Source organism: Streptomyces laurentii, assembly GCF_040635425.1.
Lineage (GTDB): Bacteria > Actinomycetota > Actinomycetes > Streptomycetales > Streptomycetaceae > Streptomyces > Streptomyces laurentii.
The window spans coordinates 115,597-131,674 of record NZ_JBEYHT010000004.1; the positions used below are offsets into that span (position 1 = coordinate 115,597).

Below are 16,078 nucleotides of genomic sequence, written 5' to 3' on the forward strand. Positions count from 1 at the left end.
GGGCCCCTTACCGGGAGTCGGCCGGGAACTACCGGGGAGCGGGCAGGTCGACCAAGGCCGCGAGAGCGTCCTGGTGCCGGCCGGCCGAACCCAGCGCCGTCTGGGCCGTCTTGGCCCGCTTGAGCGCGAGGTGCGCGGGGTGCTCCCAGGTCATGCCGATGCCGCCGAGCAGCTGCACGCACTCCTCGGCGGCGTGCACGGCGGTCCTCGCGCAGTACACCTGGGCGACGGCCACGGTCAGCTCGGCGTCGGCGGCCCCGGTCGCCAGCGCGTCGGCGGCGGCCCGGGCGGCCGCCCGGGCGCCCACCAGTTCCAGCCACAGCCGGGCCATCCGGTGCTTGAGCGCCTGGAAGGAGCCGACCGGCCGGTTGAACTGGTGACGCTCCCGGGTGTGCCGGACGGTCTCCTCCAGACACCACTCGGCGAGCCCGAGCTGCTCGGAGGCGAGCAGGCCCGCGCCCGCGAGCAGCCCGCGCCGGACGGCCGCCCGGCCGGTGGCGGCGTCGGCGAGCCGGACGCCCGGTGCGGAGCGCGCGTCGACGACGGCGAGCGGGCGGGTGAGGTCCAGCGGGACCTGCGGGGTGATCACCGCGTCGGCGGCCGGGACCGCGTACAGCCCGTCGGCACGCGGCACGAGCAGGACGTCGGCGGCGGCCGCGTCCGCGACGGCCGGGACGGGTCCGCCGGTCACCGGGTCGGCACCGGGGGCGGTGGACAGCGGGACGGCGAGGACGGCGACGCGCTCGCCGCTCGCGAGTCCGCCGAGCAGGTCCGCCGTGGGACCGTCCGGGAAGCCGAGGGCGCCAAGGACGAGCAGCGTCTCGGTCGCCATGACGGCACTGGTGAGGTACGGGGCGGGGGTCACCGCGCGGCCCAGCTCCTCCAGCACCACCGCGGCCTCGCGGTGGCTCGCGCCCTGGCCTCCGAGCTCCTCGGGGACGAGCAGACCGGCGGCGCCGATCCGGCCGGCGAGGGCGTCCCACAGACCGGGGAGGTACGGGCTGTCGCCCTCGGCTCGGGCGAGGACGGTCCGCGCGTCGGCCCGGTCGGCGAGCAGGGCGCGGACGGCGGCGCGCAGGTCGTCCTCGGTGTCGGAGTACAGCAGGTCCGGCTCGGCGGGCGGCGCCACCGGTCCGAGGACGATGCCGGTGCCGGTGCCGGTGTGGGTCTCGGCGGCGGAAGCCGCCTCGTCAGCGGGCGTGGTGTCGGTCGCGGTCATCGGGCGAGGTCCTTCCAGGCGACGTCCTTGTCGTTGCGCGGTTCGGGCGGCAGGCCGAGCACCCGCTCGGCCACGATGTTGAGCAGCACCTCGCTCGTGCCGCCCTCGATCGAGTTGCCCTTGGCGCGCAGATAGCGGTAGCCCGCGTCGCGGCCGGTGAAGTCGACGAGGTCGGGCCGGACCATCGTCCAGTCGCCGTACAACAGGCCCTCGTCGCCGAGGAGTTCCAGTTCCAGTGCGCTGATCTCCTGGTTGAGCCGGGCGAATCCGAGCTTCATGGCGCTGCCCTCGGGACCGGGCTGGCCGGCGACGAGCTGCTGGCGCAGCCGTTCGCCGGTGAGCCGGGCGACCTCGGCGTCCACCCACAGGTCGAGCAGCCGGCGGTGCAGCTCGTGGGTACGGAGTTCGGGGCGGGCCCGCCAGGTCGCGGCGGCCTTGCCGATCATGCCGCCCTCGCGCGGGATGCGGCTGCCGCCGATGGAGACCCGCTCGTTCATGAGGGTGGTCTGGGCGACCCGCCAGCCGTCGCCGACCGCGCCGAGGCGGTGGGCGTCGGGGATCCGTACGCCGGTCAGGAAGACCTCGTTGAACTCCGCCTCGCCGGTGATCTGGCGCAGCGGCCGGACCTCGACGCCGGGATCGGTCATGTCGCAGACGAAGTAGCTGATGCCCTGGTGCTTGGGCAGGTCCGGGTCGGTGCGGGCGAGGAGGATCGCCCAGCGGGCCAGATGGGCGCTGGAGGTCCACACCTTCTGGCCGTCGACCATCCAGGTGTCGCCGTCGCGCACGGCCCGGGTGCCGAGGGCGGCCAGGTCGGAGCCGGCGCCGGGCTCGCTGAACAACTGGCACCAGACCTCCTCCCCCACCCACAGTGGCCGCAGGAAGCGTCGCTTGATCTCCTCGGAGCCGTACGCGAGGAGGGTCGGGGCGGCCATGCCGAGGCCGATGCCGATCCGGCGCGGGTCGTTGTCGGGGGCTCCTGCTGCGGCGAGTTCGGCGTCGACAACGGCCTGGAGGGCACGCGGGGCGCCGAGTCCGCCGAGGCCGGCCGGGTAGTGCACCCAGGCGAGGCCGGCGTCGAAGCGGGCGCGCAGGAAGTCGCCGCGGTCGGTGGTGGCGGGCGGGTGGGCGGCGAGCAACTCCCGCGTACGGGCGACGAGTCCGGCCGCGTCGACCGGCTCCACGGCCGCACCCTCGGCGGGCTCGGCGGCCGTGCCCTTGGCGCGGTCGGCGGTCATGCGCGAACTCCTTCCGGCAGGACGACGACGCGGCCGGTGGTGGTGCCGTCGGCGATCCGCTGGACGGCGTCGGCCGCGTCGGCGAACGGCACGCGCTCGCTCACGTAGGGCTTGATCAGGCCCTTGGCCGCGAGTTCCGTGAGGGTGTCGTGGCAACTGCGCACGGCGGCCGGGTCCTTGACGGCGTACAGGCCCCAATGGAGGCCCAGAATCGAGTAGTTCTTGACCAGGGCGTGGTTGAGGGCGGGGGCGGGCACGGTGCCGCTGGCGAAGCCGACGACCACGATCCGGCCCTCGAAGGCGACCAGTTTGGCGGACTGCTGGTAGGCGGCCCCGCCGACCGGGTCGTAGATCATGTCGGCGCCGCGGCCGCCGGTGGCCTCCTTGACGGCTGCGACGACGTCCTCGCTTCGCCGGTCGACGACGATGTCGCAGCCGAGTTCACGGGCGACGGCGGCCTTGTCCGCGCCGCCGACGACACCGATGACCGTGGCGCCGGCGGCCTTGCCGAGCTGAACGGCGGCGCTGCCGACGCCGCCCGCGGCGGCGTGCACGAGCAATGTCTCGCCCGCGCGCAGCCCGGCCCGGCGGTGCAGGCCGAACCAGCCGGTCTGGTAACCGATGTGGAGGGCGGCGGCCTCGGCGTCGTCCAGCGCGTCCGGGGCGGAGAACAGTCCGGCCTCGTCGGCGACGGTGTACCCGGCGAGTCCGCCGTACGGAAGGGCGGGCGTCGCGAGGACCCGGCGGCCGTCCTCGGTCTCGGCGCAGATCTCCACGCCGGGGGTGAAGGGCAGCGGGGGCCGCACCTGGTACTGGCCCCGGCAGAGCAGCGCGTCGGGGAAGTTGAGGCCGGTGGCGCGCACCTTCAGGAGCACCTGCCCGGGGCCGGGCACGGGCGGGCCGGTCTCCTCACGGCGCATCACCTCGCCGGGTTCGCCGTTCTCACGCACTCGCCATGCCTGCATGCGGGCCTCCAGGTGCCGTGGTCCCCTGCCGCGCGGTCGGGTGCCGCGCGCACGATGCGACGCATACTAAGCGGTCGCTTGGGTCCTGGGAACCGGGTACCGGAAACTTCCCGGCCGTGCCCCGCGGCCCACGACCGGAAGGACTGCCCACCGGACCATCGGAAGGGATGCCCGGCGGCCCGCCGGAAAGACCGCCCGAACGAACGACCCGCGAGAACCGCTCGGCAGGGCTTCACCAGGGGACTCAGGCGGGCCGCTCGGGGGACTTCGGCCGCGCCCGTACGTGCATCCGCTCGCCCTGCGGCCCGAACAGGCTCAGGTACTCCACCGACCGCTCCCCCACCGGCCCGAACCAGTGCGGGACCCGGGTGTCGAACTCGGCCGCCTCGCCTGCACCCAGCTCCACGTCGTGCTCGCCGAGGACCAGCCGCAGCCGCCCGGAGAGGACGTACAGCCACTCGTATCCCTCGTGGACGCGCGGATCGGGGGTCTCGGGGCCCGGTTCGTGGACGACCTTGTACGCCCGCAGTCCGCCGGCCTGCCGGGTGAGCGGGTACAGGGTGCGGCCGCGGCGCACCAGGGGGCGGGGCCGCACCCGGGGGTCGCCGGCCGGGGGCGCGCCCACGAGGTCGTCGAGCGGGACCTGGTGGACGCGGGCGATCGGCAGCAGCAGTTCGAGGCTGGGCTTGCGCTGCCCGGACTCCAGGCGGGAGAGCGTGCTGACCGAGATACCGGTGGCGGCCGAGAGTTCGGCCAGGGTGGCACCGCGCTCGCGCCGGAGGCGGCGCAGCCGGGGGCCGACCTCGTTCAGGACCGCGTCGATGTGTTCTTCTTCCGTCACTCGCCCTATTGCAGAAACGGCAAGAGAATTTGTCAATCCCGCGTGGTCAGGTGCGTTGTGGCAGCGGCCGGGGCCGTGACACCGTCGCGCCGCGTACACACCCACAGCAGGAACCCGAGACCACTGAAGGCGGCACCCAGAACGCACACGGCACCCCAGCCCGCCGCCGCGTAGAGGGAGGTCGCGGCGAGGGCGCCGGTGGCGCTGCCGATCGAGTAGAAGACCATGTAGCCGCCGATCAGCCGGCTGCCCGCGTCGGGGTGAAGCGCGTAGATGAGGGTCTGGTTGGTGACGTGGACCGCCTGCACGGCGAGGTCGAGCAGGATCACTCCGACGACGAGGGCGACGAGCGAGCCGCGGGTGAGCGACAGCGGCAGCCAGGAGACGACGAGCAGCGCCAGGGTGACGCCGGTGGTACGCCGGGAGAGCCCGCGGTCGTTCAGCCGGCCCGCCGCGGTCGCGGCCAGCGCGCCGACGACACCGATCAGCCCCAGCGCCCCGATCGCGCTGTGCGACAGGAAGTACGGGGCCTCGCTGAGCGGCAGCGCGACGCTGCTCCACAGGGTGCTGAAGGCGGCGAAGACCAGCAGCCCGAACAGGGCGCGGAGCCGCAGCAGTCGCTCCCGCGCGAACAGGGTGACGGTGGAGCGCAGCAGCCGTCCGTAGCGCAGGGGTTCCGGCGGGGTGACGGCGCGGCGCGGCAGGACGCGGAAGAGGACCAGGGCGAGCAGGGCGGTGAGCACCGCCGAGGCGAGGTAGACGGAACGCCAGCCCGCGAGGTCGGCCAGCAGCCCGGACACCGTACGGGCGAGCAGGATGCCGACGACCACGCCGCTGGTGACCAGTCCGACGACCCGCCCGCGTTCGCCGGGCGGGGCCAGTGAGGCCGCGTAGGCGACCAGCGTCTGTGTGACGACCGCGAGCAGCCCCACGGCGGCCATGCCGGCGAGCAGGACCGCCGCGGTGCGGGCGGCCGCCACCACGGCCAACGCCACAACGAGCACCAGCAGTTGGGTGACGACGAGCCGTCTGCGGTCGGCCAGGTCGCCCAGCGGTACGAGGAAGAAGAGCCCCAGTCCGTATCCGACCTGCGTGAGGGTGACCACGCCGCCGACGAGTGCCTGGCTCATCGCGAGGTCGTGCCCCATCGTCACGAGGAGCGGCTGCGAGAAGTACACATTGGCCACCGCCGCCGCACAGGCGACGGCGAACAAGAGGACGACGCCCCGGGACAGGACGAACGCGGCCCCGTCCCGGGCCGTTGATGCCGCCGGGGCCTCATGGTCACCTGCGTCGCCGGGCATCGGCACTCCCCCTTCACCTTCAAAGCTGGTTGCAATTTGCTACCAGAAGCTGGGGCGACGGTAAGCCCTCTTGGTAGCATGTTGCAACCAGAATGCGAGGAGGGCCGCCATGGTCACCAGGACACGGTTCGACGACAGCGACTGCCCGGTCGCCCGGTCGGTGGACGCGATCGGCGACTGGTGGTCCCTGCTGATCGTCCGGGACGCCTTCGACGGGAGCCGGCGCTTCGGGGAGTTCCAGCGCAGCCTCGGGGTGGCGAAGAACATCCTCACCGCGCGCCTGCGGAGCCTGGTCGCCGGTGGCGTCCTCGCGTCCGTCCCCGCCTCGGACGGCAGCGCCTACCGGGAGTACGTACTGACCCCGAAGGGCGAGGCCCTCTTCCCCGTCGTCGTGGCCCTGCGGCAGTGGGGCGAGCAGCACTTCTTCAGCCCCGGCGAAGAGCACTCCGAGCTGGTCGACCGGCGGCACGAACAGCCCCTCCGCCCCCTGGAGGTGCGGTCCGCGGACGGGCGGACGGTGCGGCCCGGCGACACCACGGTCCACAAGGTTCCCCGCCCCTGATCCGGGCGGACGAGGTGGGCGGGGCGGGCGCGGGGGCTCCGCCGGGCGGATGAAACCCCGCCGGTCGGGCTGCGCGGGAAGCGGGAGCGGGCGAGGATCGGCCACAGTGGCCGGAATCCGGCTATCGCGCTCCCCGCGGAACGGCCCTCCACCCCGGAAGGACGGGACCCCCCCCATGCTCGGTACGGACTTCAGCACCGGCTCACCCGACTGGCTCGACCTCGGCAGCCCCGACACCGAGGGCGCCGCCACGTTCTACGGCCGGGTCTTCGGCTGGGACTTCGCGACGGCCGGGCCCGACGCGGGCGGCTACGGCTTCTTCCAGCAGGACGGCAAGATCGTCGCGGCCCTCGGCCCGCTCGCCGAGAAGGGCGCGGCCACCGCCTGGAACATCTACTTCAACACGCCGGACGCCGACGCGACGGTCCGTACGGCGGAGCAGGGCGGCGGCCGGGTCCGGGTGCCGGCGCGCGACGTGATGGAGGCGGGCCGGACGGCCGCGCTGACCGACCCGGGCGGCGCGGACTTCGCGCTGTGGCAGCCACGTTCCATGCCGGGTCTGGAACGCACCTCGCAGAAGAACACCCTGGTGTGGATCGAGCTGCACACCGCCGACCCGGAGTCCGTCCTCGCCTTCTACGGCACGCTGTTCGGCTGGCGCTGGCAGGCGATGGAGACGCCCGGCATGACGTACCGGGTGATCTCGACCGCCGAGGGCGATGTCCAGGACGCCTCCTTCGGCGGCGCGGCCCCGCTCCAGCCGGGCGCCGAACAGGCGCGCTGGATCCCGTACTTCATGGTGGAGGACCCGGACCGGACCGCCGCCTCCGTCGTGGAGAGCGGCGGCTCGGTCCCCATGGCGCCCGAGGACGTGCCGGACGTAGGCCGGATCGCGTGGTTCGCCGACCCCTTCGGCGCGCCCTTCGCGGTCCTGAAGCCGGCCGTGTGAACCAGGGCGCTCATGTGCGGCGGAGCCGCCCACGACCTGGTCAGCGGGTCTCGGGCGGATTCCGCTCCGCCACCACGCGCGGGTGCGCGAACTCCGTGTTGTCGATGACGAGATCCATCCGCGGCAACGGGTCGGCCTCCCGCAGATAGACGCGTTCGGCCGCCAGGTACCGGTCGCGGTGGATGGCCTCGGCGCCGGACCCGGCCCAGTCCTGGTCACGTTCGGCGCCCCGGCGCACGGACAGTTCCTCGGCCACGTCCAGCCAGATCCGGAAGTCCCAGTACGCGTCGATCCCGGGCCGGAACGCGAAGACGCCGTCCACGATCAGCACCGCGTCCGGGGCCAGCGGGGACGTCCGCGCGGAGTGGTCCTCCTGGGTCAGCGGATCGATGGCGCACAGCACGCACGACGTGACCGCCGGCGACCGGCAGGGGTCCAGCAGAAGCCGGCGGACCGCCTCGTAGTCGTACGCGTTGCGGTAGTAGCCCTCGCCCGTCTCCCGGTCGTACAGGTGCCGGTCCTTCCACGGGTTCTTGAAGTCGTCGAGGGTGGCCCGGAGTACGGGGCGTCCCACGGCGGCGATCCGCCCGGCCAGTTCGTGCCCGAAGCTCGTCTTCCCGGCGGCGGTGAAGCCGTCGATGCCCACCAGCAGCCGGCCCGCGCCGCGGGCGAGGACGCGCCGGGCCGTCTCCTCGACCAGCGCGTCGCGTTCGGCCGAGAGAGCCGGCGGACACGGCTGCCGCCAGGACGAGACCGAATGACGGATGTCCGCCCGTGGTGATGTCATACGGCGAACCTACCGGCAGGCGGTCCATCCGTTCCAGGGGCATCAGAAGGCCCAGATCCCCTTCCGGTCTCAAGGATGAGGGCGGGGGAAGATCTCGAAGGCGACCGCCGGGCGGCCGTCGAAGCGGGGCGCCGCGTGGGCGGTGGTCTCGGCGAGGAAGTCCCGGACGTACTCCTCGGCGGGCCGGTCGGTCAGCTCCTCCAGATACGTACGGTGGGCGAGCAGCGAGCGGACGGCGCGGTCCAGGCCGGGGCGGGCGTCGACGGCGTGGGTCGGGGTGGTCGAGCCGGCGACGGCGACCCAGCGGACGCCGTTCCACGGCCGCAGGTCCGCGTCGAACAGTTCGGGGAAGATCCAGCGGTTGCCCGCGTCCGCCGCCGCGTCGAGGGTGGCGCGGCCGACGGCGCGGTGGTCGGGGGTGTTCCAGAAGCCGCCCGGGCTCGGGCCCCAGGTGTCGCGGTGGTTGAGGGTGATCACGAGTTCGGGGCGGTGGCGGCGGATCGCGGCGGCGATGTCGCGGCGCAGCGCGAGCCCGTACTCGATCACGCCGTCCCGGTGCCCCAGGAACTCCACGGTGGTCACACCGACCACGGCCGCGCTCTCGCGCTGTTCGGCCTCGCGCACCTCGGCGCAGTCGGCCGGGGCGAGCGAGTCGATGCCGGCCTCGCCCCGGGTGGCCAGGACGTAGCCCACCTGCTTGCCCGCGTCGGTCCAGGCGGCCACGGCGGCGGCGCAGCCGTACTCCAGGTCGTCGGGATGGGCGACGACGGCGAGGGCGCGCTGCCAGTCGGTGGGCATCTCTTCGAGTCGCTGGTCGCTCATGCGCGCAGAATACGGCGGGCACCTCCGCACGGCTGAGCCGACGCTCAGGAGTTGTCACCAGCGGGACCGGCTGAGCTGGTGAAGAGGAACGACCGAGGCAGCCCGGTAGTCACCCATGAGGCATCCGACTTGACACAGGCGCTCATTCGGCAGTCTTTCTGTCACCAGAGAGGTCTGTCGGGCTGTGCACCGGAATGGGGAACTACGGGTTTGACCCGGGGACCTACGCCGGCGCTGCCTTCCACCCCGTAGAGGAGTAGCGTGCCGCCTGCCTTCGTTCACCGGATCACGAGGTACGACCCCGCCGACCGTGACGAACACGGCACCTACCAGGGCGTGGAGGAGGCGGTCAGCGACCACGGACCGGTCGAGGCCGCATACCTGGAGGCGATCTCCGCGTTCGCGGAAGCTGCGGGCATTGACCGGCTGGAGATTCGTGAGCCCTCTGTCACCGGGCACGTCCACTTCGGTGCCCAACCGGCGGTCGAGGGGCACGGTCTCAGCGGGCTCTTCCCGGCTGACCTCGCCGGTTACCACGACGGGGCCGAGGTCTCCCTGGCGATGGCCCTGGAGCTGATCCGCGTCATGCTCCGTGAGCAGGGCGCCTGGTGCCGGCTGGAAGCGGAAGACGTTTTCGCCGTGCACGTCGGAGGGGACCAGTACGTGTATGTGGGCAGCGACCAGCCCTGCGCAGACGCCGTGGCCCGTACGCGGGAACTCGGCCTCTTCGCGGAACGGCTGCCGGGCTCGCCCTTCGCCGCGGAACCAGAGGTGACAGAAGCCGCCGACGAAGGGTTCTGGGCATCGGTGTGCACCGAGCTGGTGGCGCGACAAGGCCTGCTCCTGGAGGAAACCCACATCGTCAACGCCACACGCTGGCACCGTCTCACCACGGAAAACCTCAACGCGGTGCGCGCCCGTCTCGGCCCGCGCGCCTTGCTGACCGTCTGGCCCGACCTGCAACCTGACGTCGGCGCGGTCCTGACCGCGCTGCCGTCCGAATGGCATATCGAATTCGTCTGGGAGACGAAGGACGGAACGATCAGAGACGTGATCATCGATGAGACCCAGCACCAGGAGCTCGCTGCCCTGGTAGCCGACGCGCGAGCGGCCCGCGCGCTGTCCCTCTACACCGACGAACGCAGTCCACTGCTCCAAGCCGTTCTACCCGACAGCGACGGTGTGCTGCGCGCACGATGGTGACCCGATTCATGAGCCGAAGCTCGGCTTGTGATGTATCCACTCGTCTTCGTCAGTGGAACAGGTGATCGTGGTGATCATCATGCGGAAAACTGTGTGCGTGGATCGAGGACCACGGCGTCCGCCACCACGGCTTCGGCGGCCTGGCGTACACGTCCTCCTCCGAAGGTGAGACTGACTAGAGCATTCCACGAGCAATCAGTGAGCGTCGCTCGCCCCCGGGACGGGCCCCTCGCCGGAGCGGGTCACGCCGGCCGCCAGGGCTCGGGCGGCGTCGGCGAAGAACTGCTCGTCGGCGTCGCGGGCGAGGCCGAGGACCACGCCCTGGGTGAGACCGACGAACAGGGCCCTGAGCGCGGTGACCAGACGGTGCGCCTGGTGTGGCGTCACGACCCCGCCCTCGTGCGCGCGGCCGGTGAACAGTTCGGCCAGCCGGTCCTCCTGCGCCTCGATGGACTCGGCGAGCCGGGTGGCCAGAGCGGCGTCGTGGACGGCCATGTCCAGAAGGGTGATCTGGAGCGACAAGGCGGCATGCGCGCCGGGAGCGTCGCTCTCGCGCCGGGAGTGGCGCGCGAAGGCGTCGACGGCGTCGAGGAGGCCGAGGTCGGCGGGCACCGCCCGCGCGATCTCCTCGTAGTGCGGCCGCAGGTACTCGGTGACGAGGGCGACCACCAGGCCGGCCTTGCTGCCGAACAGCGAGTAGACGGCGCCGGTGGTCAGACCGGCCCGTTCGGCGATCTCGTCGAGCCGGGCGCGGTAGCCGTCCCGGGTGACGACCTCGGACGCGGCGGCCAGCAGGGCGCGGCGGTTGCGTTCCTTGGCCTCGGCTCTCGTCATTCTCATAATCTCATTATTACAGTAGCGTGATTATGGAAGCATCCCCTCGGAAGGAGCTCGCATGTCCCGGAACCAGACCCTGTCGTCGCCCCGCGTGTCCGTCGCGCCGGCGGGGATCGTCGCGGACGGCGTCTTCAAAGTGCTGCTGGCGGCGGTGTCCGGCATCGGCGCGGCCCCACTCGGCGACCTGCTCGGTGTGGAGACGTGGCTGATGGCGGTATGCGCGGTGGCCCTGCTGGCCGGGGGCGCGAGCGAACTCGCCTGGCGGCGCCGGCGGCCGGCGGCCGTGTACCTGCGGCTGATGATCGCGTACGACAGCGGCTGGGCGCTGGCGGCACTCGCCGGAGGTCTGGTGGCCTGGCGGGGCGGGACGGCCGGCGGCGAACTGTGGATCGGGTACCAGACCGTGGCCCCGCTGGTGTTCGCCGCGCTGCTGACGGCGGCCTCCGCGCCGCGCCCCTCGGCCGCCGAAGCCTGAGCCCCGGCGGTCGCTCTCGGCCCCGGCGCCCAACAACTCGCTGCCCTTGGTCCTTTCCGTGAACCGGACATCGCCGAAGTCACCGCGTACGGCGGCGGCGACCGATCCGTTCACGATGCTCGGGTGGCTCGCGGTGTGGCGCTGGGCGTGCGCCACCGCGTCAAGACACAGCGCACCCTCCCGCCCTGCCCCGAGCAGCGAGAACGCGCCGAGACAGGAGCCGTCCCGGTCCAGGGCGGCCAGGTTTTCCAGCACGAGCGAGTGGCTCACGCCGTGATACGCGTACACGGTCGACGGCAGGCCCTGGGTCACGAGCCACTGGGCGAGCGTCCGTTCGGGAAAGTAGTTGCCGCGCGGGGTGGTGTCGGGGCCGATGGCCGCGACGTCCTCGTCCACCCACACATCGCGGTCCAAGCCGTGGAGGTCGGCGAAGGACAGGTTGGTGAGGTACACCTCCTTGCCTGCCGACCGCAGCGCGAGTGCGAGCGGCAGCCCGGCGTACACGTCGAAACCGCCGCCCGCACCGGCGATGCGTACCCGCCGCGCGTCGCGCAGGCGGGTGAAGAACGCGGGTTCCCCCAGAGAGATCACCGCGTGACGCCAGCGGGAGGGTGATCCGTCACCGAGCCGATCAGACTTCAGCGAGATCGGTCAAGGTTCGGTGAGACAGGACGCCAGGGCCTTCTCAGGCCGCGCCGCAGGAGGCGCGGACGACCAGCCGGGGGCGGAGCTGGACCTGGTGGAGCGGGGAGGCGTCGCCCTCGGTGAGCCGGCGCAGCAGGATCTGCGCGGCGAGCCGGCCCAGCTGGAACTTGGGCGGCGACACGGCGGTGAGCGGGATCTCGGCGACGTCCGCGAACTCGTTGTCGTAGCTGATCAGGGCCAGGTCCTCGGGGACCCGCAGCCCGGCCCGGCGGGCCGCGGCCAGGACCAGCGCGGCCTCGCGGTCGCCGAAGCACAGCGCGGCGGTGACCCCGGCGGCGCGCAGCGCGGCCACGGCGGCGTCGGCGCGGGCGGGGTTCCAGTCCGCCATCACGTCGCGCTCGTGGTGGTGCGCGGGCAGGCCGAGGTCGCCGATGGCGCGGGCGAAGCCGGACTCGATGGACACGGTGGGCGGGGCGTCGACGCGGACCAGCAGGCCGAGCCGGCGGTGCCCGAGGTCGCGCAGATGGCGTACGGCGTCGTAGGCGCCGCCCTCGTGATCGGTGCACACGTGCTCGGTGGCGTCGCCGGGTCCGTGGGCGGTGAGGCGGCGTTCGACGAGGACGGCGGGAACGGGCAGGGCGAGCAGGTCCGCGGCGCGCCGTCCGGGGTCGGTGGCGGTGTGCAGGCTGGGGACGAGCAGCAGACCGTGGACGCCGGCGGCGAGCATCCGTTCGAGGGCGGCGTCCTCCTCGCCGAGGTCGTAGTGGGAGCAGGCGAGGAGCAGGCGGGCGCCCGCCGCCGTGAGTTCCTGTTCGATGCCGTGCAGCACGCGCGGGTAGTAGAAGGCGGTGTCGGGGACGAGGACGCCGATGACCTTGTGGTCGGCGCGGTCGTCCCCGGTACGCGGCGCGGCGAAGGTGCCGGCGCCCTGGCGGCGTTCGACCAGGCCGAGGGCGACGAGGTCCTCGTACGCCCGCCGGACGGTGGTCACCGAGACGCCGGTGTCGGCGGCGAGGGCCCGCTCGGTGGGGAGTTTGCTGCCCGGCGGCCAGGTGCCGTCGAGCATGCCCCGGCGCAGCCGGGCCACCAGGGACCGGAACTTCAGCTCCCGCGCGGGCGCCGGGATCCCCTCGTGCGTCATGGGTGATCCCCCCTGGTCGACCCGCCGTCGCCGGGCCGTGCGGTGGACCGGCACCTACGTACGCACGGCGCGGCGGTCCACCGATTGCTGATGGATTGCTCGGCGAATCCTATCGTCGGGCTTGTCCGGGCCGGTCGGGTCAGATCTCCCCGCGGGCGAGCGCGAGCAGCCGGTCGAGGACCCGGGGGCCGCCGGCCCGTACGCCGTCGTGCTCGAACTCGTCGGTGACCCAGGTGCGCAGGCCCCGGATGGTCCGGGCGGTCCTCAGCGAGTGGGCGGTGTCCACGTACATGTCGTCGTGGTAGACCGCGGCGGCGGCCGGCACCTCGTTGGCGGCGAGCCGGGCCGAGTCGTAGAGCGGCGCCCAGTCGGTGCGGGCGGCGAGGTGCTCGGCGGTCTCGCGCAGCGGGCGCAGGGCCGGGTCGGTGGTGAAGAGCCAGGGGTGGACGGTCTCGCCGGTGAACAGCACCGGCCCGTCGCCGGCGAGGGCCCTCGCCGCGTCGAACTCGGGGAACTCGGCGCGGATCCGGTCGGCGGCCCAGTCGGTGGCGCCGTGGCCGAACGCGGGCCCCTGGGCGTAGAGGGGCTCGTGGAGGAGCGCGTAGAGCGGGTGTCCGGCGTACGAGAGCTGGGCCTGGACGTTTTCGAGGAACGCGTCGGCGAGGGCGGGTCCGGCCGGGGTCGGCACGAACGCGCCCTCCAGGAGGAGGTGCAGCTGGTGGGTGCCCTCGCCGCCGCCGAGCAGGATGCCGAGGGACTGGAACGCCTCGACGGTCAGCAGCCCGCCACCGGGCAACGTGACCTCGTGCTCCGCGAGGTGCGCGACGATCCGCCGGACGCGCTCGACGTCCTCGGGGTAACGGGCGTAGTGGGCCTCGTTCTTGCGGCGGATACGGGGGTAGGCGGCGCGGTAGACGTCGTCGGCCGTCGCGTCGAGGGACGGCAGACCGCCGGTGAACAGCGCCATGGCCACCCCCTCGGGGGCGGTGGACAGGTAGTGCGTGAGGCAGAAGCCGCCGAAGCTCTGGCCGAGGACGGTCCAGGGGGCGCCGCCGGTGAGGGCGGGGCGGATCAGCTCGCAGTCCTTGACGATCGAGTCGGCGCGGAAGTGGGCGAGGTAGTCGGCCTGCTCGCGCGGGGTGCCGCGGAGCGGCAGGGTCTGCCGGTTGGCGGGGGTTGAGCGGCCGGTGCCGCGCTGGTCGAGCAGCAGGACGCGGAACTCCTGGACGGCCCGCCCGAGCCAGGCCTGCGGGCCGATGAACCGGCGGGCGCCGAAGCCGGGCCCGCCCTCCAGGTACAGCAGCCACGGCAGGCCGTCCCGGTCCGCCGCCTTGCCGCTCGCGACGATCTCGCGCCCGTACAGCTCGATGGTCTCGCCGTCGGGGCGGGTGTGGTCGAGCGGGACGGTGAAGTGATGGTCCGTGAGAACGAGACCGGGCTGACGGTAAGTGGACAAGCTGCCTGCTCCTGTTCGTGATACCCCCGTATCCGACATTCCTGCGGACACAGGAGATCACACGAACGGCGGACTGCCCCACCGCGGGGCCGGAACGCGGCCGGGGCAGGACGGGGCGGGTCAGCTCTGGAGGACCGCGAGCACGTTGTCCGCCGGGTCGGTGAACCAGGCGATCGCCGGGCCGCGCGGGTCGCGGCAGATGCCCTTGGCGTCGAACTCGAACCCGGGGTAGCGCCGCGGCTCGATCCCCTTGGCGACGAGGCCGTCGACGGCGGCGTCGATGTCGTCGACCTGGAAGTTCAGGACGGTGAAGCTCGCCGGGACGTGACGCTCGCCCTTGGGGTAGATGAAGACCTTCGCGCCGCCGGCGAGCGTGAGCAGGAGCACCTGCCGCTCTTCCTCGCCCTCGCCTTCCTCGCCGGTCGGGAGGCCGAGGGTCTCGCCGTAGAAGGTGCGGGCGGCGGCGATGTCGTCGACGGAGAAGCTGCTGAAGGCCGGGGTGCTGCCGAACATGGGGATCCCTTCGGTGGGTGCGTCCGGTGACGTCCCCTCAGGGCACACCACGGGCCGCGCCCCCGGCGGGCACCGCCACGCCGACACGGCCGGACGGCCCCGGCCCGTCACTCTCGGGCCGGAGCCGGAGCCGGAGCCGGGGCGCTGTCCGATGGTGACGGGCCGGGGCCCGACGGCTCAGGGCGCGATCGGGAGCCGGCGCTTGTGGTCCGTCAGTCGGTAGCGGCGCACGATGGCGGCAAAGGCGGCCTCGTCGACCGGCTTGCCCTCCAGGAAGTCGTCGATCTGGTCGTACGTGACGCCCAGCGCGTCCTCGTCGGGCTTGCCCGGGTCGAGGTCCTCCAGGTCGGCGGTCGGGACCTTCCACACCAGGTCGGCGGGGGCGCCCAGCTCGGCGGCCACGGCACGCACCCGGCGCTTGGTGAGGCCGGTGAGCGGGACGACGTCGGCGGCGCCGTCGCCGAACTTGGTGAAGAAGCCGGAGATCGCCTCGGCGGCGTGGTCGGTGCCGACGACGAGGCCGTCGTGGGCGCCCGCGACCGCGTACTGGGCGATCATCCGCTGCCGGGCCTTGATGTTGCCGTGGACGAAGTCCTCGTGGTGCGCGTCACGGAAGACCACCCCGGCGGCGCGGGTGGCGTCGAGCGCGGCGTCGCTGGCCGGCCGGATGTCCACGGTGAGGATCCGGTCGGCCTGGATGAAGTCGAGTGCGCGCTGCGCGTCACCCTCGTCGGCCTGGACGCCGTAGGGCAGCCGCATGGCGTGGAAGGTGGCGTCGTGCCCGGCGGCCCGGGCTCGCTCGACGGCGAGCTGGCAGAGCCGGCCGGCGGTGGTGGAGTCGACGCCGCCGCTGATCCCGAGGACGAGGCTGCGCAGGCCGGTGGACGTGAGGCGCTCGGTGAGGAAGGCGACCCGGCGCTCGATCTCCGCGCGCGGGTCGAAGGTCTCGGCGACCTCCAGTTCCCGGGCGATCAGCTGCTGCTGGGCGATGGTCTCCGGGTCGGTCACACGTGCTCCTCGGTCGTGCGGCGCCCACGTCGCGCCGCTGGGGTACTGGCTCGACTCTAAGTGGCGCGCGCCCGCGCTGTCGCCCGGCCCCTGCCCGCCGCCCGCCCCGTTCG

General features: G+C 73.1%; 16 protein-coding genes and 1 pseudogene. 4 read left to right on the forward strand and 13 right to left on the reverse strand.

Annotated features, from left to right (window positions below):
- Nucleotides 1–28: 28 nt before the first annotated feature.
- The 5 genes from ABZ693_RS04095 to ABZ693_RS04115 all read right to left on the reverse strand — a co-directional run bounded on the left by ABZ693_RS04095 (nt 29) and on the right by ABZ693_RS04115 (nt 5,567).
- Nucleotides 29–1,219, reverse strand: coding sequence for an acyl-CoA dehydrogenase family protein (locus tag ABZ693_RS04095; RefSeq protein ID WP_359873085.1), 1,191 nt, complete (start codon nt 1,217–1,219; stop codon nt 29–31).
- Complete coding sequence (locus ABZ693_RS04100) at nt 1,216–2,403, reverse strand: acyl-CoA dehydrogenase family protein (RefSeq protein WP_359873277.1); 1,188 nt, start codon at nt 2,401–2,403, stop codon at nt 1,216–1,218. The genes ABZ693_RS04095 and ABZ693_RS04100 overlap by 4 nt, the downstream gene beginning before the upstream one ends.
- A 50-nt stretch (nt 2,404–2,453) precedes the next feature.
- On the reverse strand, nt 2,454–3,422 hold the full coding sequence (locus tag ABZ693_RS04105; RefSeq protein WP_359873087.1) for an NADPH:quinone oxidoreductase family protein: 969 nt from the start codon (nt 3,420–3,422) through the stop codon (nt 2,454–2,456).
- Nucleotides 3,423–3,666: 244 nt separating this feature from the next.
- Nucleotides 3,667–4,263: a helix-turn-helix domain-containing protein gene (locus ABZ693_RS04110; RefSeq protein WP_359873089.1), complete on the reverse strand. Its 597-nt coding sequence runs from the start codon at nt 4,261–4,263 to the stop codon at nt 3,667–3,669.
- 32 nt (nt 4,264–4,295) lie between these two features.
- Complete coding sequence (locus tag ABZ693_RS04115; protein WP_359873091.1) at nt 4,296–5,567, reverse strand: MFS transporter; 1,272 nt, start codon at nt 5,565–5,567, stop codon at nt 4,296–4,298.
- Nucleotides 5,568–5,676: 109 nt separating this feature from the next.
- Between ABZ693_RS04115 and ABZ693_RS04120 the strand changes: the two genes are divergently transcribed.
- Together ABZ693_RS04120 and ABZ693_RS04125 are read left to right on the forward strand one after the other, a co-directional pair.
- A complete protein-coding gene (locus ABZ693_RS04120; RefSeq protein ID WP_359873093.1) occupies nt 5,677–6,129 on the forward strand; it encodes a winged helix-turn-helix transcriptional regulator in 453 nt (150 codons plus the stop codon).
- A 175-nt stretch (nt 6,130–6,304) separates the two neighbouring features.
- Nucleotides 6,305–7,078 (forward strand): VOC family protein, encoded by a 774-nt coding sequence (locus ABZ693_RS04125; protein ID WP_359873095.1) that lies wholly within the window; start codon nt 6,305–6,307, stop codon nt 7,076–7,078.
- A gap of 40 nt (nt 7,079–7,118) precedes the next feature.
- Here ABZ693_RS04125 and ABZ693_RS04130 read toward each other — a convergent pair whose 3' ends face one another.
- Together ABZ693_RS04130 and ABZ693_RS04135 are read right to left on the reverse strand one after the other, a co-directional pair.
- Nucleotides 7,119–7,865, reverse strand: a complete 747-nt coding sequence (locus ABZ693_RS04130; RefSeq protein WP_359873097.1) for a nucleoside/nucleotide kinase family protein — start codon at nt 7,863–7,865, stop codon at nt 7,119–7,121.
- A 69-nt stretch (nt 7,866–7,934) separates the two neighbouring features.
- On the reverse strand, nt 7,935–8,687 hold the full coding sequence (locus ABZ693_RS04135) for a PIG-L deacetylase family protein (RefSeq protein ID WP_359873099.1): 753 nt from the start codon (nt 8,685–8,687) through the stop codon (nt 7,935–7,937).
- Between the two features lie 261 nt (nt 8,688–8,948).
- Between ABZ693_RS04135 and ABZ693_RS04140 the strand changes: the two genes are divergently transcribed.
- Complete coding sequence (locus tag ABZ693_RS04140; RefSeq protein WP_359873101.1) at nt 8,949–9,890, forward strand: RNA-binding protein; 942 nt, start codon at nt 8,949–8,951, stop codon at nt 9,888–9,890.
- A gap of 195 nt (nt 9,891–10,085) precedes the next feature.
- Here ABZ693_RS04140 and ABZ693_RS04145 read toward each other — a convergent pair whose 3' ends face one another.
- Nucleotides 10,086–10,724, reverse strand: coding sequence for a TetR/AcrR family transcriptional regulator (locus ABZ693_RS04145; RefSeq protein ID WP_359873103.1), 639 nt, complete (start codon nt 10,722–10,724; stop codon nt 10,086–10,088).
- A gap of 61 nt (nt 10,725–10,785) precedes the next feature.
- Between ABZ693_RS04145 and ABZ693_RS04150 the strand changes: the two genes are divergently transcribed.
- On the forward strand, nt 10,786–11,202 hold the full coding sequence (locus tag ABZ693_RS04150) for a hypothetical protein (protein ID WP_359873105.1): 417 nt from the start codon (nt 10,786–10,788) through the stop codon (nt 11,200–11,202).
- Between the two features lie 33 nt (nt 11,203–11,235).
- On the opposite strand, the pseudogene ABZ693_RS04155 reads toward ABZ693_RS04150, so the two are convergent.
- From ABZ693_RS04155 to nadE, 5 genes and pseudogenes are all read right to left on the reverse strand, one after another.
- A pseudogene (locus tag ABZ693_RS04155) lies at nt 11,236–11,793 on the reverse strand (DUF1152 domain-containing protein); the annotation flags it as partial.
- Nucleotides 11,794–11,887: 94 nt separating this feature from the next.
- Nucleotides 11,888–12,988, reverse strand: a complete 1,101-nt coding sequence (locus ABZ693_RS04160; RefSeq protein ID WP_359873108.1) for a GntR family transcriptional regulator — start codon at nt 12,986–12,988, stop codon at nt 11,888–11,890.
- 139 nt (nt 12,989–13,127) lie between these two features.
- Nucleotides 13,128–14,483 (reverse strand): alpha/beta fold hydrolase, encoded by a 1,356-nt coding sequence (locus ABZ693_RS04165; RefSeq protein ID WP_359873110.1) that lies wholly within the window; start codon nt 14,481–14,483, stop codon nt 13,128–13,130.
- Between the two features lie 81 nt (nt 14,484–14,564).
- Complete coding sequence (locus tag ABZ693_RS04170; RefSeq protein WP_359873112.1) at nt 14,565–14,957, reverse strand: VOC family protein; 393 nt, start codon at nt 14,955–14,957, stop codon at nt 14,565–14,567.
- A 177-nt stretch (nt 14,958–15,134) separates the two neighbouring features.
- The gene (nadE, locus tag ABZ693_RS04175) at nt 15,135–15,965 is read right to left on the reverse strand and encodes an NAD(+) synthase (RefSeq protein WP_359873114.1); all 831 of its coding nucleotides are present in this window, start codon (nt 15,963–15,965) and stop codon (nt 15,135–15,137) included.
- Between the last annotated feature and the right edge of the window lie 113 nt (nt 15,966–16,078).

Coding starts and splice junctions, on each gene's coding strand:
- ABZ693_RS04105 (WP_359873087.1), bottom strand. CDS start 3,422: ATGCAGGCATGGCGAGTGCGTGAGAACGGCGAACCCGGCGAGGTGATG.
- ABZ693_RS04095 (WP_359873085.1), bottom strand. CDS start 1,219: ATGACCGCGACCGACACCACGCCCGCTGACGAGGCGGCTTCCGCCGCC.
- ABZ693_RS04150 (WP_359873105.1), top strand. CDS start 10,786: ATGTCCCGGAACCAGACCCTGTCGTCGCCCCGCGTGTCCGTCGCGCCG.
- ABZ693_RS04170 (WP_359873112.1), bottom strand. CDS start 14,957: ATGTTCGGCAGCACCCCGGCCTTCAGCAGCTTCTCCGTCGACGACATC.
- ABZ693_RS04165 (WP_359873110.1), bottom strand. CDS start 14,483: ATGTCGGATACGGGGGTATCACGAACAGGAGCAGGCAGCTTGTCCACT.
- ABZ693_RS04125 (WP_359873095.1), top strand. CDS start 6,305: ATGCTCGGTACGGACTTCAGCACCGGCTCACCCGACTGGCTCGACCTC.
- ABZ693_RS04130 (WP_359873097.1), bottom strand. CDS start 7,865: ATGACATCACCACGGGCGGACATCCGTCATTCGGTCTCGTCCTGGCGG.
- ABZ693_RS04115 (WP_359873091.1), bottom strand. CDS start 5,567: ATGCCCGGCGACGCAGGTGACCATGAGGCCCCGGCGGCATCAACGGCC.
- ABZ693_RS04135 (WP_359873099.1), bottom strand. CDS start 8,687: ATGAGCGACCAGCGACTCGAAGAGATGCCCACCGACTGGCAGCGCGCC.
- ABZ693_RS04120 (WP_359873093.1), top strand. CDS start 5,677: ATGGTCACCAGGACACGGTTCGACGACAGCGACTGCCCGGTCGCCCGG.
- ABZ693_RS04145 (WP_359873103.1), bottom strand. CDS start 10,724: ATGACGAGAGCCGAGGCCAAGGAACGCAACCGCCGCGCCCTGCTGGCC.
- ABZ693_RS04160 (WP_359873108.1), bottom strand. CDS start 12,988: ATGACGCACGAGGGGATCCCGGCGCCCGCGCGGGAGCTGAAGTTCCGG.